Raw genomic sequence first — 25326 nt, 5'->3', positions numbered from 1 at the left:
AGCACGGACGAGGTAGGCAGTGTCGCGCCGCCCATCTTCACTTCTGTGGGACAGGACGCCGTAAACGGTCCGGGCGACGTGTTCGTCATCCAGTCGCTCCTGAACAAGAGGTTGCCCAGGCCTCACACGGATGTCCCTGTCACCGGCATCGCCGATCCCGGCACGATCCTGGCGATCAAGGCGTTCCAAGCGGTGATGATGGGCATGAATCCGCCGACCGGGAACGTGGCCCCCGGTAGCCCCACCTACTACGCGTTGGCCGCCCGTCCTCTGGTGAACCGGGAACCCGCCCCTGCGACCCCGTTCGGCCATGTCGGAATCGTTCCGCCGGACGTGATCGAGGCCGCCAAGGCCTCGCAGCGTCGGTGGGCGGTGCCGGCTTCCATTACCCTGGCGCAATGGATCGTCGAGAGCGCGTGGGGCTCGGCGATGCCGCCCGACAGCAACAACCCCTTTGGCATCAAGGCGCTGGAGACGCAGCCTGCGGTCGAGAGCGCGACCCGCGAGGTGATCGACGGCAAGGTGGTGATCACGACGGCCCGATTCCGGCGCTTCGATAGCCTCGCGGAGGCCTTCGAGCTGCACGGCAAGCTGCTGTCCACCGCGGCGCCTTATCGCGCAGCCATGGAGCTGGTCAGGGATCCGGATCGCTTTGCCGACGCGCTTACCGGCGTCTATGCCACCGATCCGCAATATGGCACGACGCTGAGATGGGTCATGGAGAACTATCACCTGAAAGAGTACGATTCAGGCCCGGCGGGCGGGGGTTGACGGCGTAGTGTCGTGAACCTCGCGACTATGGCCTGAAGTTGCCGGGCAGCGAGATCTGGCCCTGGCGCAACTTCCTTTCCAATACCGGGATGCCTGCCTCGACGTTGCCGCTCCGGCATTGGTCGATCGCCGCCAGCGCCTCGACGTCGAAGCGGTGGCCCGGTGAGTTCTGGATGTAGCGGCCATAGAGATCGACGAGCTCGGCGCAGTAGGCCTTGTCGTCGCTTTGGGCATCGGCCCTGGCAGGCGCGAACGTGAACGCCGCAAGGAGCATGCTGGCGACGAGCGGAATGCGAAATGCGCCAGCACTGACCGCCGACCGGATCGACATGATGCCTATTTCCAGTTGTCCCTGATCTTGTCCACGGTCGCCTTCTTCAAGAAGATCGGCGGCGAGACGACGTTGGGCTTCGAGTGCCCCGGTATGTGGAGCACGAACCTGTCCTCGTCGGGCTTGTCGAACGCACCTGAGAAGGGTTGCGGTTGTTCAATGAACAAGTCTGCGTCCGGTCCGTATCTCGTGTGGTCGGCATTGTGCAACCCGCAAACGTGAATGAGCTCGTGTGCTGCGATGAAATGCTTGATCGCCGGGCCCACCTCCCGCTGCACGTCCTTGAATTTGTCCCGGCCAATTCGCATTTGCGCGGTGATCATGGGAGTTTCAGGCACGAACACGAAGGCCTTGCCGATCCGGTCGGATTGACTCCCGGTCTGCCGTCGAATGAGTTCGGTTTTGCCATGCATGGCCGTGCCGGAAAAGCTCTTGATCGCAAAGTCCTGACCGAGCGCGGTGAAGGTAATGTCACCCTTTCCCATGTCGAACTGCACGTCGGCTCCGCCCTCACCATCGGGGTCCGGCTGCTTCGCATCCGACGGCGCGGCCATCGTTACGCCGAGCTTGTTGGTAGTCGACAACTGGTTGAACGTCTTCAGTGCCTCGTCGAACGCCCTGCGCCACGGCTTGCTGAGTGTGGGCGCTATGAAAATGGTAAGCTGCTTGTTCTTGCGGTTCCTGATGCTGTCTTCCCAGAGCGTCGACATCCCCATCTCCGTACCTGAAGTTGCAAGGCCCGCGAACCGCGCAGCTCGATCCCGATCATCTGGCGCCGCATCGTCGCGAGGATCGGGAAGCTAAGGATCGCAACCTTCGCCCGCTACGGCTTGAACTCGCCGCCCGGCACCGATATCCGGTTTTCGCGCAGTTTCCTCTCCAGCACGGGAATGGCTGCTGCGGCATTGCCCTTGCTGCAATCTTCGAGCGCCCTCGCCGCGTCGAGGTCCAGACCGCGTCCGGGTGAATTCTGAACGTATTTGCGATAGAGATCTGTGAGCTGCGCGCAGTAGGCTTTGTCGTCGCCCTCTGCCCATGCCGCAGTCGGCACTGCGATTGCGGCGGCCACGACCGACAGAAGAATGCGCTTCATGGGCCGCTCATGCGGTGCGCAGCATCCGCCGTGCCGCCTTCGATTGCCACGCGATCCCGTCGCTGCCACCCGATCGTGCTGGACCATATCATGAGCGAACTGCGAGGAATCCGGTCTGCGCCACGTCGCAAGCTCCGTCTGATGTTGGGCACGACGGCCGGCCCTGGTCCGGGACGCCCCCGGGAACAGTCGGACGCGCGCCACGAGGATGTCAATGCCGAGCTTGGACTCGGTTGCCGCAGTGGTCGCCCTGCAGCTTCAATTACTTTGGCCGCTGTCTCAGGAATGCAGATCGCTCGGCCGGCGACTCGATGTGATTGGAAAGACTGAGCCAAAGGGCCTCGACCGAAGTTGCGTCCGCCGTCGCGCGTCGCACCAGGACGCGGGCAATCGGGCCGACATACTGGATGAGCGCCGCCTGCACCCGGTCCAGCTCGTCCTCGGACAGGCGATCGCGGGGGCCGCTGCGATCGCCTCGCGACGGGGGGCCGGACGGCGCGGACGGTCGCCCCCGGATCAGGGAGTCCACCTCACGACGGAAGCGCTCGCGCTCCGCCTGGTCGGTGACCGACAGCGCGAGCTGCGAGCAAAGGTCGCTTACGGACCGGCTGCGACCGGCCGTCGTGCGTACGAGGACGCGGGCAATCGGGCCGACATAGCCCACGAGCTTTTCTTCCAGCGCCCGCAGCGTTTCCGGATCGATCTGCGACCCTGACGGCAGCTGGCCGGACCCCGTGTCCGAGCGCATGGCATTCTGAAGATCGGGTGGGATCGTCATCGAGCTCACGACCGGCGAGCCGACCGACGAGATGCGGGTCTTCTCCTCTTTCTGATCGCCGAAACCCCCAAGCACCTGGCGCAGGGCCTCGGCCATCTCCTTGCCGGTGTGGAAGCGATCCTCCGGCTGCTTCTCCATGGCACGCTCGAGCACGAGCTGCAGTCTGGGCGCCGCCGCGCGAATGGGAGCCGGCAGCAACGGCAGTCGCTCGAACCGGATGCGGTGGGTGACGTCCGCCAGATTGTGACCGGGGAACGCGCGCACGCCCGCCACCATCTCGAACAGGGTCGCGCCGGCCGAGAAGATATCCGAGCGGCCGTCCACCGATTCGCCATGGCACTGCTCGGGCGACATGTAGTTCGGCGTACCCATCGACGAGGAGATGCTCGTGACTTCCGCGTTCACGAAGCGAGAGATGCCGAAATCGGCCACCTTCACCCTCATCTCGGGCGTCAGCATGATATTGGCCGGCTTGATATCCTGGTGGATCACGCCGAGATCGTGGGCGCTCGCGAGCGCGTCCAGCACCTGCAGGATGATGCCGATGGCATCCGGAACCGCCATCACCGGCGCGGCGTCGAGCGCCTGTCGCAGGCTCACGCCATAGACGAACTCCATGGCCATGAAGGGCTGTCCCTCGTGCAGGGCGAAGTCGTAGATGGCGACGATATTGGGATGTGCGCAGCGGGCGGCGGCCTGTGCCTCGCGCCGGAAGCGCCTGATGTATTCCTCGGAGTCGGCACCGCTCATCAACCTGGTCGAGATCAGCTTGATGGCGACCGATCTGCGGATTTCGGGATCGTGCGCCTTGAAGATCTGGCCCATGCCCCCGATGCCGACCAGATTCTCGACGACATAGCGGCCGATGGTGGCCGGAAGCGGCTCCGCCACGATTACCTCCCGGTGGGCAAAGCCATCAGACGCCCTCCAGCATCCTGATCGCATTCTGCAAGCTGCGATGCATCAGGTTGAACGAACGTCCCAGCGACGCGATCTCGTCGCGTCCCTTCACCTTGTACTCCGGAACGTCGGGTTTGCCCGCGCTCACGTCACGCGCCAGCGTGGTGATTTCCTGCATCGGCCGCAGGATGAAGAAGTGCATCAGCACGTTCAGGATGATCAGCATGCCGACAAACACCGCACTCAGCGCCGCCACGAAGGCCAGCAACGACTTGTTTGCGCGAGCGAGCGCAACGCTCATCGGAACGGAGACGATCTGGGCTCCGATCACGTCGTTCAGCACCCAGCCGAAGCCGTTGCTGTTGCCATAGAGGTCGACCATGGTCGCAGGCGCGGCCGCTGGCGTGGAGTGGCAGGCAAGGCATGCGCGATCGGTCAGTCGGAACGGACGGGCGAAGGTCAGGAACTGTCCGGTGGGCGTGTCGCGGGTGGCGACGAACTCGTTGAGGTCGCCGTTGCGCTTGAACTCGTTGATGATGTCGGCTTCCCAGGTCGTCGCCCGGTCGGAAGGATTGGTCGGGTTGAGTGCCGCCTCCTTGTAGGAGTAGTCGGGAAAGTCCTTGTGCACCAGATGGAGCACGGTCTGCGCCGACCAGGACGGGACGGAATGCGGCAGGAAGCGCACCGACAGCTGGTCCAGGATCAGCGGCCTGATCTCGTTCTGGGTGTAGCTGCGGACGGCGGTTCCGCTTCGCATGAGGAGCGTCGCCTCGCTCAGCATCTGGCGCTTGGCTTCCTCGGTCGTGATCTCGCGCGCAAGAAACGTCGCGGCGGCCAACCCGATCAGGAAGGCTGTGATCATCACCAGGTTGAACTTGGTCCGGAGGCCCATGTCCTTCTCCTACCGTACGCTGTTCACCAGCTTCGTCGCCTGTTCAGCCGTCAGGCGCCCGGTCATCTCGGCCTTGATCTCGAACTGGTAGCGGCGGATGGCCGCCCGCGTTTCGGGGCCGAAGTTCGCGTCGATGCGGCCGACGTAGTATCCCAGCGTCGCCAGCTTCACCTGGACCAGGCGGCGGTCCTGCTCGGACATCTGCTCCTCGTCGGCCATGACCTGGCGAGGCGGCGGCGGCGGCGCGGACGAAGGGGCAGCGACTGCCGGTTGAGGTGGCGGCGACGGCGCCGCTGGGGCGGCGGGGGCCTCTGCGGCAGGCGTGGCGGGTGCTGCCGAAGCGGCAGCGGGCGGTGGCGATGGCGGTGGTGGTGGCGGTGACGGGCGGGCGACCGCGGGAAGGAATTGCGCCGTTACGGATACATTCTTGGAAAGCTGGCCGCGCATGCCTTTGGCGAACTTCTCGAGGTTGGGCTCGATCTCGGCAACCTGATCGCGCAACGCCCATGATGCCGCGGTAGGCCCGCCGGGCGTGACATCGTTGCTGACACCGATCACGGCGTAGGTCGAAGGGGTTGCATGGTCGACGAGGCGCGCCAGACCCGCTCCCGGAGCATTTGGCGCGCGCGACACGTCCAGCAGGACGAAGCCCCCGCTCTCCTTGGCGCGCGCCAGGCTGTCCAACAGGCTCTTCGAGATGATCCCTTGCGTGAGCACGTCGTAGTCGCGCGCAAGGCTGGCCGAGACGGGCAACAGGAACGACCGCCCGTTGAACTCCAGGGCATATCCGCAATAGTACAGAACGACCAGGGCCGAGGGTGAAGCGGCGGCGCGGCGTGCCAGACTGCCGATGGCGCTGTCGAATTCGCCGCGCCCCAGGTCGTTCCGTTCGATCACCTCGAACCCTTTGCTTTGCAGAGCGTCGCGCACGACCGCCGCGGAGGGCCGGCACATCGCCAGCTGCGGCATGCTCGCGTACTGACCATTGGCAATGACGAGGGCGATGCGAGGCGGCTCGGCGCCCGTCGCTTGCATGCCTCCGCCGGCAATGGCGGCGCCGATCAGGATGCCGATCAGGAGCGCGCGCATCATCGGACCCCGCACGGCCGCAAGTGCGAAGTTCCACCGATCGGTTCGATTCCAGGCGTCAAGGCAACCCACCGTCCCCAGATTGGGTCACGTCGATGGCTACTCCATCATGCTTGCCGGCCCGCGCCAACAGAAAACGCCTGTCGGCGCGGTCAGGCGAGCGAACGGAGTACTACACGGCTTTGCTTCCGGGCGTCCCCATTTGATGTGTTTCGTCGGTTTCGCAGTCCCGCGGCGGTTGCGCGCGCGCTGACATGGCAGGTCCGAATCCAACCGCCGGCCGCCCACACGCGTCAGTCCGCCTCTCGACCTCGCTCTTGTGCGAACTCCCGCATCCGCGCCGCGGACGTCAGGTGTTGAATCTAGCGCGCCAGATCTATCGTGAATGCAGGATCGAAAACGGCGTTCTCGTTGATGTCGTCTTTCGCATAGCCGCGGGCGTTGCAGATGACTCGCGTGCGGCCGACTGCATAGTCGAAGCTGTCGTGGGTGTGGCCGTGAAGCCAGAGTGCGGGCTGCCAGCGCAAGATACGGTCGGTGAGGTCCGAGACGAACGAAGCGTTGATCGAGGACTCCTTGAAGCGCGCTGCGATGCTTCGAGGCGTCGGGGCAAAGTGCGTGACGACGACCGTCGGCCCGTCATGCGCCCGCTCGAAGCACTCCTCGAGCCAGGCGACCGACTGCTCGAACAGGAGCCGGCAGACGGCCGGACTGAAGGTTTGGTCGAAGTCCGGTGCGACCTTTATGATGGAGAAGTCGTAGAGAAACTTCGTGGCGTCGGCGAGGCCGCGCGCCCTGGCCTCCTCCGAGGGAAAGAGCCGGTAGTCGGACCAGAGCGTGCATCCCAGGAAGCGGACGCCGCGGTACACCCACTCCGATCGTTCCAGCACGCGGATGGGAGTGCCCACGGCGTGTTGCCGCAGCTCTGCGTAAGTCGTGGCGAGGTCGTTCTTGTAGAACTCGTGATTGCCCGCGACATAGATGGTCGGGACGCGCGTCGCCTTCGCCCATTCCATCGCGCGCCGCGGGCGCGCGACATCGCCTGCAATCACCAATACGTCCGCGGCAACGTGCGGGAACGGCAGCGGCGCGACGGACAGGTGAAGGTCCGAGACGAGAGCGATCTTCATGGCAAGATCCGGCGCGATGGGAGAGCCGCCTGCCTAGACATGGAGGGCTTCTCCCAATCCGCGCAATGCGGCCTCGTGGAATGCCTCGCCCAGTGTCGGATGGGCGTGGATCGTACCGCCGATGTCTTCCAGCGTCGCGCCCATCTCGAGCGCCAGCGCGAAGGCGCCGGCGAGTTCGGACACGCCGGCACCGACCGCGGCCACACCGAGCACCAGATGGTTGTCGGCGCGTGCCGTCACCCGCACGAATCCCTCTTCCGCCCCCAGGGTCAGGGCGCGCCCATTGGCCTGGAACGGGAAGGTGCCGACATGCACCTCGCGGCCGGCCCGGCGCGCCTCGTCGGGGGACAGGCCCACGGTGACGACCTCCGGATCGGTGAAGCACACGGCCGGAATCACCGCGCCATCGAAGACACGGCGATGGCCCGCGATCACCTCGGCGACCACGACGCCCTGGGCCATCGCGCGGTGGGCGAGCATCGGCTCTCCCGTGAGATCACCGACCGCCCACACGTTGCGCATCGATGTCGCGCAACGCTCGTCGACGTGGACGAACGGGCCGTTCATGGTGAGGTCGAGGCGCTCGAGCCCAAAGCCCGCCAGCCGGGCGCGCCTGCCGGTCGCGACAAGGATCCGATCGGCCGCAACGGTGCATTTCGGCGCGCCCTCCTGGTCGACCTGGACCGCTCCGCCTTCATCAGCCAGTCCGACGGCCTTGGCCCGAGTCAGAACGTCGACACGCAGCGCCTGCAGACGTCGTGCGACCGGTCGCGCGAGCTCTGCATCGTAGACAGGCAAGATGCGGTCCGCGGCTTCGATCACGGTGACTTTTGCCCCGAGCTTCGCGAATGCGGTCCCGAGCTCGAGTCCGATATATCCGGCACCGATCACGGCGAGGCGTTCGGGAACCGTGTGCAGCGACAAGGCCTCCGTCGATGAAATGACCTTGCCGCCGAACGGCAATGCGGCCAGTGGCGCCGCCTCCGAACCCGTTGCCAGGACGACATGCTCGGCTCTGATGACTTGGGGGCCGGTGTCGGTCTCGACCCGGCAGGTCTTGCCGTCCAGCATGCCGGCGTGGCCGTGCACGATCTTGACCCGGTGCCGCTTCAAGAGCGTGCCGACGCCGCTCGTCAGACGTCCGACAATCCCGTCCTTCCACTCGATCGTGCGCGCGAGGTCGATCGTCGGGCGCTCGACCCGCAAGCCGAACGGCGCCGAGGCCGCCTGCCTCACCGCGTGATGGAAGGCGTCTGCGGCGTGGATCATGGCCTTCGAGGGGATGCAGCCGACGTTCAGGCAGGTGCCGCCCAGCCCGCCGTTCAGGCCTCCCTGCTCCACCAGCACGACGTCGAGACCGAGCTGGCCGGCGCGAATTGCGCAGACATAGCCGCCGGGACCGCCCCCTACGACCAGCACCTTTGCAGCGATATCGGCCATCTCACTCCTCTATGAAAAGCGTCGCCGGTGCTTCGACGAGGCCTTTGATGCGCTGGATGAAGCGGGCCGCGACATAGCCGTCGATGACCCGATGGTCGAAGGACGACGACAGGTTCATCATGGTCCGCGGCACGAACTGGCTGCCTTGCCACACCGGCCGCACGGCCTCCTTGTTGACGCCGACAATCGCCACTTCCGGTCGGTTGATCACCGGCGTGGTGACGATGCCGCCGAGCGGTCCCAGGCTCGTGATGGTGATGGTCGAGCCCGTCAGCTCGGCACGCGTCGCGCGCCCTTCCCGCGCTGCTTCGGCGAGACGCCGCACCTCGGCGGCCATGTCCCACAGCCCACGTGTTTCGCAGTGACGGACCACCGGAACCATCAAGCCCGACGGCGTCTGCGTCGCGATGCCGATATGGACGCCGCCGTGCCGCTCGATGGTCTCGGCCTCGTCGTCATAGAGCGCGTTCATCTCGGGAAAATCCGCCACCGCCCTGACCAGCGCCTGCATGAGGAACGGCATCAAGGTGAGCCGCGGGCGATCCTGACGGCTTTCCGCATTCAAGGCGGTGCGCAAATCCTCGAGCGCAGTGACGTCGACCTCCTCGACATAGGCGAAATGCGCCGCCCGGCGCTTGGAGTCCGCCATCTTCTGGGCGATGCGCCGGCGCAGGCCGATCACCTTGACGGTGTCGACGTCCGTCTTGGGCACGCGCGCGCTGATGGTCGCGGCCGGTGCACCGCCGCGCAGGAAGGCGTCGAGATCCTCGTGCCCGATCCGCCCGGCCGGCCCGCTGCCGCGCACCTGGCGAAGATCCACGCCGGCATCGCGCGCCCGCCGCCGCACGGCAGGCGACGCAATCGGTTTCTCGCCTGGCGCCCGCGGCGGCCCCAACGACCCTTGCGTTGTCGGACGCGGCGGCTCGGGAACGTGGGCGCGCTCGAGAGCGGGCGACTTTGCTGGCGCGGGCGACGGCATGGCGGCCGCAGATGGCGCAGGCTCGGGCCTGGCCGCTTCGCGCGGCGCGGCTGCAACCTCCTTGTCGCCTTCGCCCGCAACCTCCAGACGGACCAGCTCGGCGCCGACTGCCAGAACGCCGCCTACCTCCGCGCCCAACGCCAGCACAGTGCCGGCGACCGGCGACGGGATCTCCACCGTGGCCTTGTCGGTCATCACCGCAGCGAGGAGCTGATCCTCCAGCACCGACTGGCCGATCGCGACATGCCATTCGACGAGTTCAGCCTCGGCAACGCCCTCGCCGACATCGGGAAGCTTGACGATGCGAATCCCCATCTCAGGCCTCCATCACGGCCTTCAGGGCACGCCCGACCCGTGCCGGCCCCGGGAAATAGTCCCACTCCTGGGCATGCGGATAGGGCGTATCCCAGCCGGCGACGCGCACGACCGGCGCCTCGAGATGATAGAAGCAAGTCTCCTGCACCAGCGCACTGAGCTCGGCGCCGAACCCGGACGTCAGGGTCGCCTCGTGCACGACGACGCATCTGCCGGTTTTCTTCACCGAGGCGACGATCATGTCGAGGTCGTACGGCACCAGCGTGCGCAGATCGATGATCTCGGCATCGATGCCTGCTTCCCTGGTCGCCGCCTCGGCCACGAACACCATGGTGCCATAGGCCAACACGGTCACCGCGGCGCCTTCGCGACGGATTACCGCCTTGCCCAGGGGAATCGTATAGTGGCCGTCGGGCACCTCACCTTGGGGATGCCTGGCCCACGGGGTCACCGGCCGGTCGTGATGGCCGTCGAACGGGCCGTTGTAGAGCCGCTTCGGTTCGAGAAAGATCACCGGATCGTTGTCCTCGATGGCGGCGATCAGCAGCCCCTTGGCATCGTACGGATTGGAGGGCACGACGGTCTTGAGGCCCGAGACGTGGGTGAACAACGCCTCCGGGCTCTGGCTGTGGGTCTGGCCGCCGAAGATGCCGCCGCCCGTCGGCATGCGCACCACCATAGGCACGGTGAACTGGCCGTTCGAGCGGTAGCGGATTCGCGCCGCTTCCGACACGATCTGGTCGTAGGCCGGATACATATAGTCGGCGAACTGGATCTCGACGCAGGGCCGAAGCCCGTAGGCCGCCATGCCGACCGCAGCGCCGATAATGCCCGACTCGCTGATCGGCGCGTCGAAGCAGCGGCTCGAGCCGAATTTCTGCTGCAGCCCCTGGGTGCACCGGAACACGCCGCCGAAATAGCCGACATCCTCGCCGAACACGACGACGTTGTCGTCGCGTTGCATGGAGACGTCCATGGCGTCACGAATCGCCTCGACCATTGTCTTGCGCGGCATCGGCTAGATTCCTCCCTGTTGCCGCTGCCGACGGAGATGCGGCGGCATCTCCTCGAACACGCCCTCGAACATGTCGCGGGCCGAGGGATGCGGCCCCGAATGGAGCGTGCCATGTCCTTCCGCCTCCTTCTGGGCGGCAATGACCGACGCCATGATCTCCGCCTCGGCCTGCTTGTGTCGCTCTTCCGACCAGGCGCCGCGGCGGATCAGGCAGTTCTTGAGGCGCAGCACGGGGTCGCCCAGCGGCCAGGCGTCCGACTCGGCCTTCGGTCGGTAGACCGACGGGTCGTCCGAGGTGGAATGCGCGCCGACCCGATAGGTCACGTACTCGATCAGCGTCGGCCCCAGATTGCGGCGCGCGCGTTCGACCGCCCATCTGGCGACCGCATGGACGGCGAGATAGTCGTTGCCGTCGACGCGCAGCGACGGAATGCCGAAGCCCAGGCCGCGCGCCGCGAAGGTGCCCGCGCCGCCCCGGGCGATTCCCTGGAAGGTCGAGATCGCCCACTGATTGTTGACGATGTTGAGCACGACCGGCGCCTTGTAGGTGGAGGCGAAGACAAGGGCGGCGTGAAAGTCGGACTCGGCGGTCGAACCGTCGCCGATCCAGCCGGCTGCGACCCTGGTGTCGCGCTTCATGGCCGACGCCATCGCCCAGCCGACCGCCTGGATGTACTGGGTGGCAAGATTGCCCGAGACCGAAAAGAAGCCGTGCTCCCGGGACGAGTACAGGACCGGCAACTGGCGGCCCTTCAGGGGATCGAGCTCGTTGGAGTAGATCTGGCACATCATGTCGAGCATGGGATAGCCGCCGGCAATCAACAGCCCAGCCTGCCGGTAGGTCGGAAAGTTCATGTCGCCCGGCTCGAGTGCCTTGCGGAAGGCGCAGCTCACCGCCTCCTCGCCCATATGCTGCATGTAGAAGGACGTCTTGCCCTGGCGCTGCGCCATCTGCATCCGCGCGTCGAAGGCACGCAGGGTCATCATGTGGCGCAAGCCTTCGAGGAGCTCGGCGTCATTCAAGAGACCTGCCCACGGGCCGATCGCCTCGCTGTCGCGATTGAGGACCCGGATAATGGCGAAGGCGAGATCGCGAATGTCTTCAGGTGCGGCAGTCACGTCAGGCCGCCGTACCTCGCCCGCTCGGGAGATGGGCACTTCACTGAAGTCCGGCGTGCCGCCGGGCCGCACGGCCGGTTCCGGCACATGGAAAGTGAGCGGGCTTGGATGGGACATGACAACCTCGGGACTCAACGTTCGTATTGTCTGCCGGTGGCGCAGTCGGGCGCGGCAACGCAAAGCGGGCCGTTTCACATCATAGCGTAGCGGGATCGGCGAGAGAGGTGCTATCGCATCGGCCGAGTCGCAGCTGAACGTGCGGGCACGGAGTGATCGCCTTGGGACGATCACAGGGCATACCACGCGGCCAGCCTGGCGCCATGGCGGCGCCAGGGTTCATCATATCAGGACCGTCGGTTCGCCGGCGGGCTGCCTTGGCTCAGAGCTGCGCGCCGAGGCGAAGCAGGATCTGATTGTCGTCGTAGTCGAATCCGACCTGATTGGATGTGCGATGCACGAATTGATAGGTCGGTCCGACGAAGAAGTTGGGCGTGGGCAGGTACATGACGCCGGCGCGGACCGTGACGTATTGGTCATATCGGCCCGCCGTGCCCTGCGCCGTCTGATAGTTGGCCACCGTATAGTCGGCGTGACCGTCGAGACGGATGTTCGGCCGGAAACTGTAGTTCACGTCCAGGCCGCCGGTCGTATTGATGTAGGCGGCCGCGTCCGAGAGCGAGGAGTCGTCGATGGTGCGGAGGATATACGGTTTCACGAGGATCTGACGGGTTGGGCTCCAGTAGCCGGTCAGGCCGAAGGTCGGGACACTGATCGTGGGGAAGGCAGGGTCCACATAGTTTTGCTGGATGTAGCCCGCGAACACCTCGAACGACGTGATCGTGCTGAGCAGGAAAGCGAAGCCGCCGACGACCTCGTAGCCGGAAGAATTGCGGAAGAGACCGGACGAGTCCGGACTGTTCTGGTAGTCCCGCTGGTTTAAGGCCCCTCTCGTCCAGATCTCGGCGCCCGGCAGGAATTCGTAGCCTACCCGCAGGCTTTCCCTGAGCTCGATGCGATTGAGGTCGCTGTTGGGGGCAAACCCCTGATTGATGTTCTGTCCGTTGTTGAGGTAGTCGTAGGCGTCGAAGCGGCCGTCCAGGCGGGCCCGGAAACGCCCGAACTGCTGATAGTAACCGGCGTTCGTCGTGTACTGATTGTACATGGCGATCGGAAAGGAACCGCTCACGGCGTTCGGAGTGCCCGGGAAATAGTGCGCGCGGGTGTAGGCCGCACCGCCATAAAAGTTGGACTCGCGGCTGATGTCATACCGACCTTCGAAGCCGGCATTGATATCCTGATAATTCTGCGTGGCGTCGGCGCTGTAGAAGCCGAAGTTGCCTCGCGCGAAGAAATTCAGCGCGTGCTGTCCCCATTGCGAGCGCAGTTGCACGCTCGGGCTTACGACCTGGACAAAGCTTCCGACCTTTCCGGACGACGACGCATAGATGTTGTCGTTGTAGGCCTCGTCGAGTTCGAGCGAGGGAAACAACAGGAACGATCCCACCTTTACGCCCTGTGGCGCATAGCTTTCGGCCGCTTGCTCGCGCGGGTTCAAAAAGTCTTGCCCGGGCGGAGGGGCGTATCGTTGCTGCGGCGCCGCGGTGCCATACGCCGTCGGGGCTTGGGCCAGCGCGCTCCCGCTCCAGCCGGCAGCGACGAAAGCGATCACTTCCCAGCGTAGAAAACGTCTCGCCAACCGACTCAAAGACCTGTCCCTCTGCCCGCGGGGGAAGGGCGAGGGACGATTTGTGGACCTCTGCTCGCGCATCAACAGTTCCTTGCAGTTGGTAGCGTGCAAAGACTTTAATATGGACACGAGCCAAAGAGAACTGCTTTGACGCCGCTCGCTGGCCCAAGTGGTACCTTGCCGGCACGGCTCGTGGATTCCGTGACTTTCGGTGCAAAATAGAGTATGCTTTCACGAAAGATGTCGCGACTTTCCGTGCCCAACTGGCGCCGATGAGAATGTCCGGGCGCGAGAGGCGGCATATTTCCGTGATCGGCCTGGGCTATGTCGGCCTGCCCGTGGCGACGACGTTCGCCAGGACAGGCGTGTCCGTCGTGGCCTTCGACATCGACGGTCGGCGCATTGCCGAACTGTCCAAGGGTCACGATCGCACCGGCGAGGTCCAATCGTCCGACTTGCGCGCCCCGACGCTGAATTTCACAGCCAATGTCGACGACCTGCGGCGCGCCGATTTTCACATCGTCACGGTGCCCACGCCGATCGACGCCAGCAAGCAGCCGGACCTGGAGCCGTTGCGCAAGGCTTCCGAGGCGATCGGCCGTTGCCTGAAGAAAGGCGACATCGTCGTCTACGAATCGACCGTCTATCCGGGGGTGACGGAGGATGTCTGCATCCCGCTTCTCGAGCGGGCGTCAGGCCTCACGTGGAAGCTGGACTTCAACGTCGGCTATTCGCCCGAGCGCATCAACCCCGGCGACAGGGAGCGGCGCTTCGACAATATCCTGAAGATCGTCTCGGCGGACACGCCCGAGGCGCTCGACATTGTCGACGCCGTGTACCGCAGCGTCGTCAGCGCCGGCACCCATCGGGCCGCATCGATCAAGATCGCGGAATTCGCAAAGGTGCTGGAGAACACCCAGCGCGACATCAACGTCGCCTTGATCAACGAGATTGCCCTGATCTGCGACAGGCTCGGCGTCGACACCCGGGACGTCCTGAGGGCCGCAGGCACCAAATGGAATTTCCTGCCCTTCCGGCCGGGCCTGGTCGGGGGCCACTGCATCGGCGTCGACCCCTTCTACATCGCCCACAAGGCGGAGGAAGTGGGCTACCACCCGCACGTCATCCATTCCGGGCGGCGCGTAAACGACGGCATGGGGGTCTATGTGGCCAATCGCGTCGCCCGCAGCATCATGCGGCGTGCCCGCGATGGCCGGCCGCTGGTGACGGTCCTCGGGGTCACCTTCAAGGAGAACGTGCCCGACATCCGCAATACCCGCGTGGTGGATATCGTGCGCGAACTGGAAGACTTCGGCATCAGTGTGCAGCTGCACGATCCGATGGCCGACGGCGACCTCTTGCGCGAGGAGTACGGCCTCGCGCTGAAAGACCTGAACGCGCTCGAACCTGCCGACGCGGTGGTCCTCGCGGTCGCCCACCGCCCCTACCGGGAAGGCGGTTGGTCGTTGGTCAGGGGCTTGCTGAAACCGGACGGATTCGTCGCCGACGTACCCGCCCTCCTCGACCGTGCCTCCGCCCCCGCGGATGTCACGCTCTGGAGGCTATAGGCGCGTTCGTCGGTCTCGTCATGTCACGGCGCGCGCCGCGCTGCGCACCTTCAGATCCGCTCTCCCTTCGCTCCGGAAGAGCAACCAGCCCGAGGCCAGTATCGTGGCGATTACGAGCAAGCTTGCGATCGAAGGAGCACCGCGCAACGACGCCGTGCCATAGCGAATGGTGAGCAACCATGCGCCGGTCATTGCCGCGCCGCCGAGAACGGCTACGAGCTTCGCTCTCGTGTCTGCCCTTTGCCCGATCGGGCTCACGCTCGCATGCACCGCGACGGCAAACGGAACGGCAACGACAAGGTCGATCAAGTAGTGCTCGCGCAAACCGAGCGTCGCCACGACGGTTGCGAGCGCATAGAGGGCACCGAAAGCACGTACCAACGTCGCGAGCTCAATGGACGTGAAGGCGATGAGCAGGGCCCAGGTGACATGGAGCGACGGCATCGCGTTGCGAGGCCGCCCCTCGAAGCCGCTGAGCAGGGTCAACTCGACCTGTCCGGGGCTTGGCAACGAGTCGAGATTTGATCCGCCTCCATAGAAGGCGACGTCCGGTCCCACGCCCGGCAGCCAGTAGTACAGGGCATAGCCGACAAGCGTGGCGAAAACCCAACGGGCCAGGAGCTGGCCGGCGGCTTCGCCGTCCTGGCGCCATCGGAGAACGACGAAGGCACAGAGGACGAGCAGGAAATCATAGTAGACGATGCTGCAGGCCTGCCATGCCCATTGATGGTCGGCGCAAAATCGGGCGAGACCGCGAGCCACTGGAACCGGCAGGAGCCCGTCGAATGCATAGAAATAGTTGTCGTAGGTGGTCTGGAGAATGTGGCCGGTGATCCAGAGGCCCGCGAGCGTCAGCGGGATCGCGAACGGCAAGGCGAACATGACAAGCACCCGATCGAATTCGCGAAGCCCTCCTGGACGGTCGGCCTTGGCAATCCTGGTGCCCGATACGAACAGCGCGGCAAACCAAAATCCAAGCAGGGCGAATGCCCAGGAGTCCCGGAGGCCGGTGCCGGTCGCGACCAGCAGAGTCATCAGGACGATCACAATGGCGGCACCGATCGACAACAGTTGGCCGACCGCGCCACGACGAAAGGCAAGGACGGAGATTGCGAGCGCGGTGCTCGTGAAAAGCGGCGAGTTGACGGAGCTCACCAGCAAGCTCGACGGCAGCGCCTGAGGGACGGCCAGGCCGAGTACCTGAAGGAACAGGACACCGAGGGGTATCGAACCTACGGCCGCGCGCTGGACGCCCGTCATTTCGGATCTGCCTCTCGCCTTTTTCGTCGCGACATATCACGCCCACCTGCATGCTGCGTGATTGCCCCGCAGCTCGGTCCGATGACTGCATTCGACTCGATCGGCCGATCAGGCTCGTGGACCAAGATGAGGTGTGTCGAGAACGGCAAGCGATGCGCTCAGCGGTCGGAGGTGGAAATGAACCGCCGGTTCGCCGCGCGCAGGACAAGACACGTCAGCCGGCCGCTGGCGAACGCGCCGGTATCGATGTTGATGCGATGCGGTCGATCCTGCGGGAAGTCGCAGATCGTATGGCCGTGCACCACGACACGTTCTGGCATCGGGACTCTGCTGCGCAGGAAATCATCCCTGATCCACATGAGATCGGTCGGCGTCTGCTTCTCCAGCGGCACGCCCGGCCGGACGCCGGCATGCACGAACAGGTAGTCCCCGACGCTGTGGTGCAGGCTGCAGCGGCGCAGCAGCTCGACATGATCTGTCGGAACGGCGGTCGCGACCGACCGGCGAAGTGCTCCCACGGCGTCGTCCGTCCGCGGCAGGTGGCGCAGCGAGACGCCGTAGGACAGCAGGGTTTCGAGGCCGCCGAACGCCAGCCAGTCGAGGCCGTCGGTCAGGCCATCGAGGAAGGAGAGAAGAGCCTCCTCGTGGTTGCCCATCAGACGGATGGTAGTGAAGCCCGGCAACGGATCCTGCAGAAGCGCGTCGACGACACTGCGGCTCTCCGGGCCGCGGTCGACGTAGTCGCCGAGAAAGATCAGGCTGCGCCGGGCATCGGTCCGATGACGGTCGGCATCATCGAAGATGCGCGCCAGCAAGTCCTGCAAGAGATCGAAACGTCCATGGATGTCGCCCACGGCGTACACCGCTTCGCCCGCCGGGATTGCGCCCGGCCGGCCGGTGGGCCCGCGTCCGAACAACCGACGAAAGATCATGGGTCTCAGTTCACCCCGGAAATATCGGGGTCTACTTCATCCTGGGCACGATGCGCGTCAGCTTGGCGATGCCGCTGGTTTCCTCGGCCGTACCCGCCTTGGTCGGCGGCGCAGCAGCGGCGCCGCCTCCGCCATAGGCGGTACCGTAGTAGCCGCGGTAGCGCGAATAGTAGTCGCCGTAATCGCCGTACTCGTACATCGCATGCTTGGCGAGATTCACCTTGTTGATGACGATGCCGATCCGATCGGTGACGCTCATCAGCGCCGCCACCGCGCTCTTCACCACGTCGCGCGGCGTCTTCGCCCAGTGCACGATGAAGATCGTGTAGTCGGCGAGCTGCGACACGATGCGGGCATCGGACACCGCCATGACCGGCGGGCTGTCCAGGATGACGAGGTCGTAGCGGTCGGCGAATGTGGCGAGCGCCGCCTTCATGGCATGCGATTCGAGGACTTCCGGCGCATTCGGCGTATCGGACCGGGCGCAGATATAGTCGACGCCCGACGGCTCGTGGCGGTGGATGCACTCGTCCAGCGTCCGCGTGCCCATCAGGTACTCGTCGATCGTGCCCGTCCGATCCTTCATGCCGAGGGCGATGGCGAGCTTCGCCTGGCGCAGGTCGAGATCGACCAGCAGCACCCGACGCGAGGCGTTCATCTTGGTGAGCAGTCCACCCAGCGCCGCCGAGAAGGTGGTCTTGCCCTCGCCCGGCGTGGAAGACGTGACCGCAATGATGCGGGCTGGCCGGTCGAGGTTGCTGAGGCTGATGGCCGTGAACACCGCGCGCATCGCCTCCGCCGCCGAGGAAGTCGTTCGATCGACAACCTGGGTAACCATGTTGGCGCGCTGCCCGAGCGTGCTCTTGACCAGCGGAATCATGCCGAGCACGGCGACGCCGGTGGCCTTCTCGACCTGCGACGCCGAGCGGAAGACGCGGTCGAGCTTCTCCGCCGCAATGGCCCCCGCCATACCGAGCAGGCAGCCGACGATGAAGGCGGCGAACAGGCCGGTCTTGTATTGCGGCGAGGACGGTGCATTCGACGGCCAGGCATAGGCAAGAATGCGCGCATCGGCGCGCTGGATGTCCTGCTGCTCGCGCAGCTCCTTGAAGCGGTTGAGGAAGCTTTCATAGAGCGTACGGTTCGATTGTGCTTCGCGCTCGAGCTGCTTGAGCTCGGCCTCGTACTGGCTCGCCGTGCCGGACATCACCGAGGCGCGCTCAACTTGCGCCTTCAGCTCTGCCTCCTCGGCCTTGGCCGCCTCGAGCTCGGCGCGGATGCCGTTCGTGATGCTCTGCGTCTGCTGCAGGAAGCGCGCGTGGACGGCCGCGAGTTCGCTGCGGGCCTGGACCAGTCGCGGATGGTTGGGCCCGAACTGGGTGGAAAGCTCGGCGATCTTGCGATTGAGATCCAGCTCCTGCGTGCGCAACGCGTTCAGGGTCGCATTGCTCGTGACCTCGGCAATGCCCGCAAGCTCGGCCGGGTTCAGGCTCGCCTTGCTGAGGGCGACGAGCCGGGCCTCCTTCTCGATGCGGCGTGTCTTGGCCAACAGGTACTTGGAATTGAGATCGGAGAGCGTCTGCGTCGAGACGACGCCCTCGGGACTGCCCGCGAGACCCTTGTCGCGGCGATAGGTGGCGACCGCCTCGTCGGCGGCCTGCAGATTGCGGCGCAGCTCGGCCAGCCGCTCTTCCAGCCATTCCGTCGCCCGCCGGTTGGCCTCGTTCTTGTTGTCGACCTGGTCGGCGAGATAGACCTCGGCGATGGCATTGGCGATGCGCGCCGACATCGTGCCGTTGGGGCTTTCGACCGTCACGATGATGACGAAGGTGCGGCCGAGCAGGGAAACGGTGAGATGGCCCGCCACCGTGGCGATGGCGGCGCGCCGGGCAGGATCGTTGTCCTCGTTGCGCGCCTGCCGCGCCGGAGCGGCCGGTGCGCTACGCTGCGGTGGCGGCGGCGCCAGGAGCGATGAAATGCCGGACTGCCACAGATCCCGGATCGGTGCCATCGTCGCATCGAGAAAGCCCGGCGGCCTGGAGCCGTTGAAGTCCGGATTGGAGGCAAGGCCGAGACGGTCGACGACACGGCCGATCAGGAACTCCGACTGGATGACTTCCAGTTCGCTTTGGATCGCACCGAGGTTGAGGGTGTCGACTCCGGACAGCGCCGCTTCGGAGTTGATCACCTTGAAGGTGCGGGTATCCAGCATGACCCGCGACGATGCTTTGTAGAGCGGCGTCTGCTGGGCAATGATCAGCGCCATGATCGCGACGGCCACCAGGCCGGCGCCGACGATGAGGGCCTTGCGCCGGTTGAGAAGCCGCAGCCATTCCCAGAGCTCGTTCGACGTGTCACCGGCGGGACCAGCCGAACCCAGCGAGTCGGGACCGGCAGGCAGGTTGCCCTGATCGTCGTCCCCCATATGCTCAATCTTACGCAGCGGTCCCATTAAATCCATCCTGCGCCTCGAAGGCGCGAAATCTCTTAAGTATGACAATACGTAATCGAATTCAGCTCATCCAAAACTTCGGCCATGACATATAGCAAAGTTGCATAGCCGATGCTATTAAAAATATCTCTCGGGCACCCGGATCACGTCGCCCGGCTCGACCAGCGTGTCCTCGGTTACATATTCTTCCTCGGCGGCCTGCGAGTAAAATCTCTTGATGGTGATCCGGGTCTTGGCGGCTCGGCGGGTAAACCCTCCGGCAATCGCTACGGCCTGGATGACGCGCAGGCAATTCACATACGCGAACGCCCCGGACCGGGCCACCTCGCCCAGCACGTAGAATGGACGAGTGGCCACGAGTTCGACACTGAGACGTGGCGAGATCAGGTAGCCGCTTGCCCTGTAGCGCTCGCGCAACAGCTCCTCGACCTCGTTCAAGGTCTTTCCGACGACCTGGACCGAGCCCAGCATGCGGGGCGATATGCCTCCCGTGGCGCTGACCTCGTAGTCGCCGGAAAATTCCGCGTCCTGAAGAGCGACCACACGGATCTTGTCGCCAGCTCCCAGTCGGTAGCTGCCGGTGCCGGCCCGGCACTCGCTGCTCGGCTGGTACGGCGGACCGCTGGTGGGAGGCGGAGTGCTGAACGACGCCACATCTCTGGCCGGAGGAACCGGAAGTTGCGTGACGCCGGTGGTGCGGGTTTCGCACGCCGCGGCCGACAGGAAGGCGCCGGCCGCGAGGACCGCCAACACCGCCTTCCAGAGAGAGGAGGCGTCCACGCGACGCCGGATGTCGAACTTGTTCAGCACACCGTCACCGTCTTGCGATCAGCCGCACGGAAATGACTTCGCGATCGTACGACGGCCCCGTGGTCGGATCGGTCGAACTTCCCGTGGTGTATTCGAAGAAGGGGCCGATCTGCACCTGGGGCCTCAGCGAATAAAGGAGGCCGATCTGGCCGCGGAAGATGGTGTCCGTACGCGGGGCAGCGCCAGACCCCTCGACCGGCGTATAGTCCGCGGTGACGAGGGCGACGCCTCCGACCGCCGTCCAGGCATCGTGGATCAGGTAGTTGAAATCGACACCGTAGGTCGTCGCCACGTAGTTCTTGTAGTTCGTGAGCGCTGTTTCGGCGATCGACCGCTGGATCGAGGGACGCAGCGTCAGCGGCTCATAGCCGTTCCAGCTTCCGGACAAGCTGAAAGTGAACGCCGAGGTCGCGCCGCCGAAGGTCTGGTACACCTGGTTCTGATAGCCGACCGTCGCCTCGAGCTTGGTTGCCGGCGAAGGCGACCACGTCGCGCCGACATTCATGAGCTGTCCGTTGGAATCGCGGTCCTGATCGACCGAGTTGACCGGATTGAGGTAGCGGCGCTGATTGAGCTCGGGCTGAACGAACAACGCCAGTTCGTCGAAGACATCGTAGCCGATGCGCAGCGACTCGACATACTCGGTGCGGTCACGGCTGGAGGCCGGCAGGCCGTTCACGATGATGGCGCTGTAGTCGTAGTAGGTGAAGCGGGTTAGCGAACCCTTCAGCTGGTAGAAGAGCCGGTTGAAGCGCTGATAAAGGCCGACATTGAGGGGGATCGAGTCCACGACCGTCGGCGCCTGCGCGAAGGCCACGTTCGGCGTGCCGAGCGCCTCGGTGGTCTGCTTGAAGGCGGCCGACCAGGTGGCATAGAAATCGGTGTAGATGTCGATCTTGCCGTCGGCCTGCAGCGTGTAATTGAGATAATTCTGCGTCGGTGCACTGGCGTAAAAGCCCGTGATGCCGCTCGCCAGGATATGCAAGTCGTGATTGAGCCAGTCCGACCGCAAATCGAGCGTCGGCGCGATGGTCGTATAAAGGGAGCCTACTGTTCCCAGCGACTGCGCCTGTGCGAAGACGTTGCTGTCGGTGCCGACATTGACTTCGATCTGGGGAGAGAGGCGGAACGAGCCGACCGATATGCCCAGTTCACTGTTGACCGCACTCTCGGTTCCTCCGATCGCCGGCTCGATGGGAAGGCTGGCGCCGAACGGCGCGTTGACGATGGTCGTCCCGTAGGACGGCAGCGCCGTCACATCGTTCGCGCCGACGGCGGCTGTCGGCGCATTGACGCTGGGGCCGGTGGTCGAGGAAGCGGCACCGGCCGGGGGTGTAATCGCGGGCAGCGCCGTCGCCGGACTGATGGCCTTGTCGGTCGTGACGGCGGGCTTCAGCGTCACACCGCTGGCGTCCGGCTGCCCGCCCGGCGACCCGTTCGGAACCGTCCCGTCGTTCGTCGCCGTGCCGGCGCCGGGATCGATTGCCGTCGTCCCCGTCCCCGGTCCGCTGCCTGATGGACCAACCACCGGCGTGCTGCCGACTTGCGCCAGGACGGTCGACGCCTGTCCGGACAGCAAGGCCCATCCGAGGATCGGCGTCCAAATCCACCGGGTACGGCGTACGCTAATCGACATGGGCGTTTGCGGCCATCCGGGCAGAGGTCCGATGACGGGCTGAACGACGATCTGCACGGCTGAACGTCAGGTGCAGCTAGCGGTCGTGCAAATGTTCTGCGGCGAGACCACCGGCGTCGGCGTCGCGGGCGCAATGTATGAGTTCCCAGACGGCGACGCGAGGGGCGCCGATGTGGACGTGGAAGTCGTCGTGGGGCTGCCCGCTGTCTGCGCCACACCGGCTGGTGGCGGCAGGAGGCTGACGATCGGCGGGGCGGGCGGTGCGACCAGAGTCGTCGTGAGAGCCGAGAGCGGCAACGATGCCAGCAGGATCAGGAACGGCGGGCCGCTCTGGAGTTGCGGCCGGACGAAAACCGCCGGCGTCGAAACCGACAACGGCACGGAGCCTTCAAGCGGACTTGCGCCGAGAAGCGGACCCGCGCTCTGCAACGGGCCGGCACCCTGCGGCACGGTTGTTCCCTGGAGCAGATCGCTGCTCTGCAGGAAGGCGGTTCCATCGTCCTGAGTCCGGCCCTGATTTTGGTTCCACGCCTCCTGCGCGAAGGCCAGCCAACCGAACCAAATCAATCCGGCAACGACCAGACCCTGCGTCTTGAATGCAATTTTCCGCATCGAAAACCACCCATTCACACCCCGACGATCGCGTCACCGTCGATTTCCTAAGCCTCAGCCTGCAAATCTTCCGCTAAGATACCGAAAAAGCCACCAAAAACCAAGTCGGGAAAGACGAACAGGAACTTCCGATACCTTATCGAACGCTGAACGCATCGGTCCGAAGAGCAATAATATTTCAGAGGATCAGGCTGCGTCATCCTTCTCGATCCAGTCTGCAAACCGCTCCAGGGCGGCGGCAAAACCGGCGGCATCGGCGCAGGCGACCCGCCAGTACGGCAGGTGGGAGCGCCGCGCCAGCATGTCGACGTCCGATTCCTCGCTGCCGACGAAGATCAACGGGCGCTTCGACGCCAGGCAGCCATAGATCTTCGACGGCATGACGAACCCCACGAAGCGGTCCTTGAGGGTGACGAGATGGCCGTCGGGGCTGCGCAGCAGGCCGGGAAGCCGTTCCAGTGGCACGGGCGGCGTGCTGTGAAAGGGCAGCCTGTCGTCGGTAAAGCGTCCGACAAGGGCCTCCGCGCCGGCCCCCGACGCGCTGAGCCAAAGGCGCACCCTGCCCGATCCCCGACGGTGATGAAGCCGGTAACCCTCCGCCACGGTCTCGACTTCATGTGCAATGCCGTAGTTGCCCGCATAGAGCAGCACGCAATGACCGGCGAGCTCGGCCGGGAGGGGATCGGCCGGGGCGTCCACGGCGAAGTCTATGGGTGACCCGTCGCGCACCAGCGCAATCCGCTCGGCGGCAACCCCGGTCGCCTCGAGGCGTCGGTACTGGTCGTCACCCAGAACCTCGAAGCCATCGACCCTTCGCCGCCAAAAGTTCGTGAGCCTCAGCAAGGCGCGCAGCATCAATGACGAGCGCTCCCGGGCGGCGATCAGGCATTCGGGGTGAAAGTCGGTGATCCGATAGACGAGCCGGCCTCGCCAAAGACGCTTGAGGGGCGCCAGGAAGTGGATCAGGAACGGCGGCGAGCCGGTGAACAGGATGCCGTCGGCACGCCGCATCGGACCGAAGGCGGCGGAGACCAGCCGCATGTCGGTCCAGATCGTCCAGAGGAGTCGTCTCGGCAGCGAGGCCCGCGGGACGGGTTGGGCGGACAATCTTGTTTCAGTCAGGGTTCCGGGGCCGAGCCGGGCACTGCGACGTGATCCGCGTCCCGCGGTCAGGCCGATCAACGTCACCTGATGGCCGCGCTCGGCGAACGAGCGGGCGCGCATCAGCATGTACTGGCCGACGGCGCCGAAATCGGGCGGCAGCCAATCGGCAATGATGACGATGCGCGGCTCGCTGGCGGGATCGAATGGGCTCAGGGACAGGAGATCGCTCATCGCAGCGCCTTCTTCCTCGCGTCCGCCGCGAGCGCCGATCGATACAGCGCCTCCATCTGCCCGACGACCGCAGGCCATCCATAGCGGGCGACGACATGGGCGCGCCCCGCATCGCCCATTGCCATTCGCCTGGATGCATCCGCCAGGAGAATGTTCAGTCCGGCCGCGACGGCTTCCGGTGCACCTTCGACCACGATGCCTGCCTTGGCCTCGCGCACGATTTCCGACATCCCGACTTCTCGCGTGACCAGCACCGAAAGACCGCGCCGCATCGCCTCGAAGGCGGCAAGCCCGAAATTCTCGGCGAGCGAGGGCATGGCAAACAATGCCGCTCCGGCGAACAGCGCCTCCTTGTCCGCGCCGTCGACGTGGCGCGCGAGTATGGTCACGCGATCACTGGCATCGAGCTGCCGTGCGAGCTCGCGCAGGGAGGCCGCATGGCCTTCGCGATCGTCGCCGGCGATGACGACACGCGCCGTCGGCGAAGCCGGCAGGGCGCCGATCAGGCGATCGAGCCCCTTCTCCCAGTTGATGCGGCCGAGGGACAAGACGTAGCCGCCGCCGGCGATCGCCGCAGTGACGTCGGCCGACGCGGACTTGCCGGATGTCTGCTCGGGATCGTCCACTCCGTGCGGCACGACCCGGACCGGCGGCAACGACCAGCCGAGACGGCGAATGTCGTCGGCCTCCGCAGTCGACGTGGCATGGATGGCGGCGGCGTTCTCGAGATTTCGGCGCTCGATCAGGCCGAGCCAGGCCTCCTTGACGAACCGGCTTTTTCGCCGGATGAGCTCGGGCGCCAGCATGCCGCGCGGTGACGATACGTAGGGAACGTGGACCCTGCGGGCAATGCGTGCGCCGGCCCAGAGCGGCCAGAGATAGATGGCATGCAGGTGCACGAGGTCGAAAGTCGGCAGGGCCTGCAACAGCTCACGGCGCATCGGCGGAGACCAGTAGAGGCGACGCAGCCTGCGGCTCGGGAAGTACGTGACCTTCACCCCGTCGAGATCGACGGCCCTTTCCAGCGGTACGTCGGTGTCGCCGTCCCCGTCGACATTGGTGGTGAAGACATGGACGTCATGGCCGCATGTTGCGAGGCCGCGACAGAGAGCATGAACCGAACGAATGGGGCCACCATATCGAAGCGCGGGCAAATAGGTCGGAACGATATGGAGAAGGCGC

At 65.2% G+C, this 25326-nt stretch carries 21 protein-coding genes; 2 read left to right on the top strand and 19 right to left on the bottom strand.

What is annotated here, in order from left to right:
• The first annotated feature begins 45 nt into the window (after window positions 1-45).
• Entirely contained in the window at window positions 46-771 is a 726-nt protein-coding gene (locus VH499_RS09375) for a glucosaminidase domain-containing protein (protein WP_332052449.1), read from the top strand.
• A 25-nt stretch (window positions 772-796) separates the two neighbouring features.
• Here VH499_RS09375 and VH499_RS09370 read toward each other — a convergent pair whose 3' ends face one another.
• The 12 genes from VH499_RS09370 to VH499_RS09315 form a co-directional block, all read right to left on the bottom strand.
• Window positions 797-1102: a hypothetical protein gene (locus tag VH499_RS09370; protein ID WP_332052448.1), complete on the bottom strand. Its 306-nt coding sequence runs from the start codon at window positions 1100-1102 to the stop codon at window positions 797-799.
• Window positions 1103-1107: 5 nt separating this feature from the next.
• On the bottom strand, window positions 1108-1812 hold the full coding sequence (locus tag VH499_RS09365) for a hypothetical protein (RefSeq protein ID WP_332052447.1): 705 nt from the start codon (window positions 1810-1812) through the stop codon (window positions 1108-1110).
• A 113-nt stretch (window positions 1813-1925) separates the two neighbouring features.
• Entirely contained in the window at window positions 1926-2195 is a 270-nt protein-coding gene (locus VH499_RS09360; RefSeq protein ID WP_332052446.1) for a hypothetical protein, read from the bottom strand.
• Between the two features lie 262 nt (window positions 2196-2457).
• Window positions 2458-3864: a serine/threonine-protein kinase gene (locus tag VH499_RS09355; RefSeq protein ID WP_332052445.1), complete on the bottom strand. Its 1407-nt coding sequence runs from the start codon at window positions 3862-3864 to the stop codon at window positions 2458-2460.
• 25 nt (window positions 3865-3889) lie between these two features.
• Window positions 3890-4765 carry a c-type heme family protein gene (locus VH499_RS09350; RefSeq protein ID WP_332052444.1) on the bottom strand — a complete coding sequence of 292 codons (876 nt, stop codon included), beginning with the start codon at window positions 4763-4765 and terminating at the stop codon, window positions 3890-3892.
• 9 nt (window positions 4766-4774) lie between these two features.
• Window positions 4775-5857: a caspase family protein gene (locus VH499_RS09345; RefSeq protein WP_332052443.1), complete on the bottom strand. Its 1083-nt coding sequence runs from the start codon at window positions 5855-5857 to the stop codon at window positions 4775-4777.
• A gap of 359 nt (window positions 5858-6216) precedes the next feature.
• A complete protein-coding gene (locus tag VH499_RS09340; protein ID WP_332052442.1) occupies window positions 6217-6984 on the bottom strand; it encodes a metallophosphoesterase in 768 nt (255 codons plus the stop codon).
• A gap of 33 nt (window positions 6985-7017) precedes the next feature.
• Window positions 7018-8424, bottom strand: a complete 1407-nt coding sequence (lpdA, locus tag VH499_RS09335) for a dihydrolipoyl dehydrogenase (protein WP_332052441.1) — start codon at window positions 8422-8424, stop codon at window positions 7018-7020.
• A 1-nt stretch (window position 8425) separates the two neighbouring features.
• Complete coding sequence (locus VH499_RS09330) at window positions 8426-9718, bottom strand: dihydrolipoamide acetyltransferase family protein (RefSeq protein WP_332052440.1); 1293 nt, start codon at window positions 9716-9718, stop codon at window positions 8426-8428.
• A 1-nt stretch (window position 9719) separates the two neighbouring features.
• Window positions 9720-10733 carry an alpha-ketoacid dehydrogenase subunit beta gene (locus tag VH499_RS09325; protein ID WP_332052439.1) on the bottom strand — a complete coding sequence of 338 codons (1014 nt, stop codon included), beginning with the start codon at window positions 10731-10733 and terminating at the stop codon, window positions 9720-9722.
• Between the two features lie 3 nt (window positions 10734-10736).
• Window positions 10737-11969 (bottom strand): 3-methyl-2-oxobutanoate dehydrogenase (2-methylpropanoyl-transferring) subunit alpha, encoded by a 1233-nt coding sequence (locus VH499_RS09320; RefSeq protein ID WP_332052438.1) that lies wholly within the window; start codon window positions 11967-11969, stop codon window positions 10737-10739.
• A gap of 262 nt (window positions 11970-12231) precedes the next feature.
• Window positions 12232-13620, bottom strand: coding sequence for an outer membrane beta-barrel protein (locus tag VH499_RS09315; protein ID WP_332052471.1), 1389 nt, complete (start codon window positions 13618-13620; stop codon window positions 12232-12234).
• 197 nt (window positions 13621-13817) lie between these two features.
• On the opposite strand from VH499_RS09315, the gene VH499_RS09310 reads away from it, so the two are divergent.
• On the top strand, window positions 13818-15107 hold the full coding sequence (locus VH499_RS09310; protein WP_332052437.1) for a nucleotide sugar dehydrogenase: 1290 nt from the start codon (window positions 13818-13820) through the stop codon (window positions 15105-15107).
• An 18-nt stretch (window positions 15108-15125) separates the two neighbouring features.
• Here VH499_RS09310 and VH499_RS09305 read toward each other — a convergent pair whose 3' ends face one another.
• From VH499_RS09305 to VH499_RS09275, 7 genes are all read right to left on the bottom strand, one after another.
• On the bottom strand, window positions 15126-16367 hold the full coding sequence (locus VH499_RS09305) for a phosphatase PAP2 family protein (RefSeq protein ID WP_332052436.1): 1242 nt from the start codon (window positions 16365-16367) through the stop codon (window positions 15126-15128).
• Between the two features lie 158 nt (window positions 16368-16525).
• Window positions 16526-17299, bottom strand: coding sequence for a metallophosphoesterase family protein (locus tag VH499_RS09300; protein WP_332052435.1), 774 nt, complete (start codon window positions 17297-17299; stop codon window positions 16526-16528).
• 31 nt (window positions 17300-17330) lie between these two features.
• Window positions 17331-19724, bottom strand: coding sequence for a GumC family protein (locus VH499_RS09295; RefSeq protein ID WP_332052434.1), 2394 nt, complete (start codon window positions 19722-19724; stop codon window positions 17331-17333).
• Window positions 19725-19868: 144 nt separating this feature from the next.
• The gene (locus VH499_RS09290; protein WP_332052433.1) at window positions 19869-20561 is read right to left on the bottom strand and encodes a polysaccharide biosynthesis/export family protein; all 693 of its coding nucleotides are present in this window, start codon (window positions 20559-20561) and stop codon (window positions 19869-19871) included.
• A 4-nt stretch (window positions 20562-20565) separates the two neighbouring features.
• A complete protein-coding gene (locus tag VH499_RS09285) occupies window positions 20566-22140 on the bottom strand; it encodes an outer membrane beta-barrel protein (RefSeq protein WP_332052432.1) in 1575 nt (524 codons plus the stop codon).
• Between the two features lie 855 nt (window positions 22141-22995).
• On the bottom strand, window positions 22996-24144 hold the full coding sequence (locus VH499_RS09280) for a hypothetical protein (RefSeq protein ID WP_332052431.1): 1149 nt from the start codon (window positions 24142-24144) through the stop codon (window positions 22996-22998).
• On the bottom strand, window positions 24141-25298 hold the full coding sequence (locus tag VH499_RS09275) for a glycosyltransferase (RefSeq protein WP_332052430.1): 1158 nt from the start codon (window positions 25296-25298) through the stop codon (window positions 24141-24143). Before VH499_RS09275 ends, VH499_RS09280 begins: the two co-directional genes overlap by 4 nt.
• Window positions 25299-25326: the final 28 nt, after the last annotated feature.

Origin of the sequence: Reyranella sp., assembly GCF_036558665.1 — a bacterium.
GTDB lineage: Bacteria > Pseudomonadota > Alphaproteobacteria > Reyranellales > Reyranellaceae > Reyranella.
This window is presented reverse-complemented; position numbering and strand designations above follow the sequence as displayed.

What these genes read in the sequence shown, in the direction of transcription:
- VH499_RS09305 (WP_332052436.1), bottom strand. Translation starts at nt 16,367, where the DNA reads ATGACGGGCGTCCAGCGCGCGGCCGTAGGTTCGATACCCCTCGGTGTC.
- VH499_RS09330 (WP_332052440.1), bottom strand. Translation starts at nt 9,718, where the DNA reads ATGGGGATTCGCATCGTCAAGCTTCCCGATGTCGGCGAGGGCGTTGCC.
- VH499_RS09320 (WP_332052438.1), bottom strand. Translation starts at nt 11,969, where the DNA reads ATGTCCCATCCAAGCCCGCTCACTTTCCATGTGCCGGAACCGGCCGTG.
- VH499_RS09350 (WP_332052444.1), bottom strand. Translation starts at nt 4,765, where the DNA reads ATGGGCCTCCGGACCAAGTTCAACCTGGTGATGATCACAGCCTTCCTG.
- VH499_RS09365 (WP_332052447.1), bottom strand. Translation starts at nt 1,812, where the DNA reads ATGTCGACGCTCTGGGAAGACAGCATCAGGAACCGCAAGAACAAGCAG.
- VH499_RS09300 (WP_332052435.1), bottom strand. Translation starts at nt 17,299, where the DNA reads ATGATCTTTCGTCGGTTGTTCGGACGCGGGCCCACCGGCCGGCCGGGC.
- VH499_RS09370 (WP_332052448.1), bottom strand. Translation starts at nt 1,102, where the DNA reads ATGTCGATCCGGTCGGCGGTCAGTGCTGGCGCATTTCGCATTCCGCTC.
- VH499_RS09280 (WP_332052431.1), bottom strand. Translation starts at nt 24,144, where the DNA reads ATGAGCGATCTCCTGTCCCTGAGCCCATTCGATCCCGCCAGCGAGCCG.
- VH499_RS09295 (WP_332052434.1), bottom strand. Translation starts at nt 19,724, where the DNA reads ATGGGGGACGACGATCAGGGCAACCTGCCTGCCGGTCCCGACTCGCTG.
- VH499_RS09345 (WP_332052443.1), bottom strand. Translation starts at nt 5,857, where the DNA reads ATGATGCGCGCGCTCCTGATCGGCATCCTGATCGGCGCCGCCATTGCC.
- VH499_RS09310 (WP_332052437.1), top strand. Translation starts at nt 13,818, where the DNA reads ATGTCCGGGCGCGAGAGGCGGCATATTTCCGTGATCGGCCTGGGCTAT.
- VH499_RS09360 (WP_332052446.1), bottom strand. Translation starts at nt 2,195, where the DNA reads ATGAAGCGCATTCTTCTGTCGGTCGTGGCCGCCGCAATCGCAGTGCCG.
- VH499_RS09340 (WP_332052442.1), bottom strand. Translation starts at nt 6,984, where the DNA reads ATGAAGATCGCTCTCGTCTCGGACCTTCACCTGTCCGTCGCGCCGCTG.
- VH499_RS09325 (WP_332052439.1), bottom strand. Translation starts at nt 10,733, where the DNA reads ATGCCGCGCAAGACAATGGTCGAGGCGATTCGTGACGCCATGGACGTC.
- lpdA (WP_332052441.1), bottom strand. Translation starts at nt 8,424, where the DNA reads ATGGCCGATATCGCTGCAAAGGTGCTGGTCGTAGGGGGCGGTCCCGGC.
- VH499_RS09315 (WP_332052471.1), bottom strand. Translation starts at nt 13,620, where the DNA reads ATGCGCGAGCAGAGGTCCACAAATCGTCCCTCGCCCTTCCCCCGCGGG.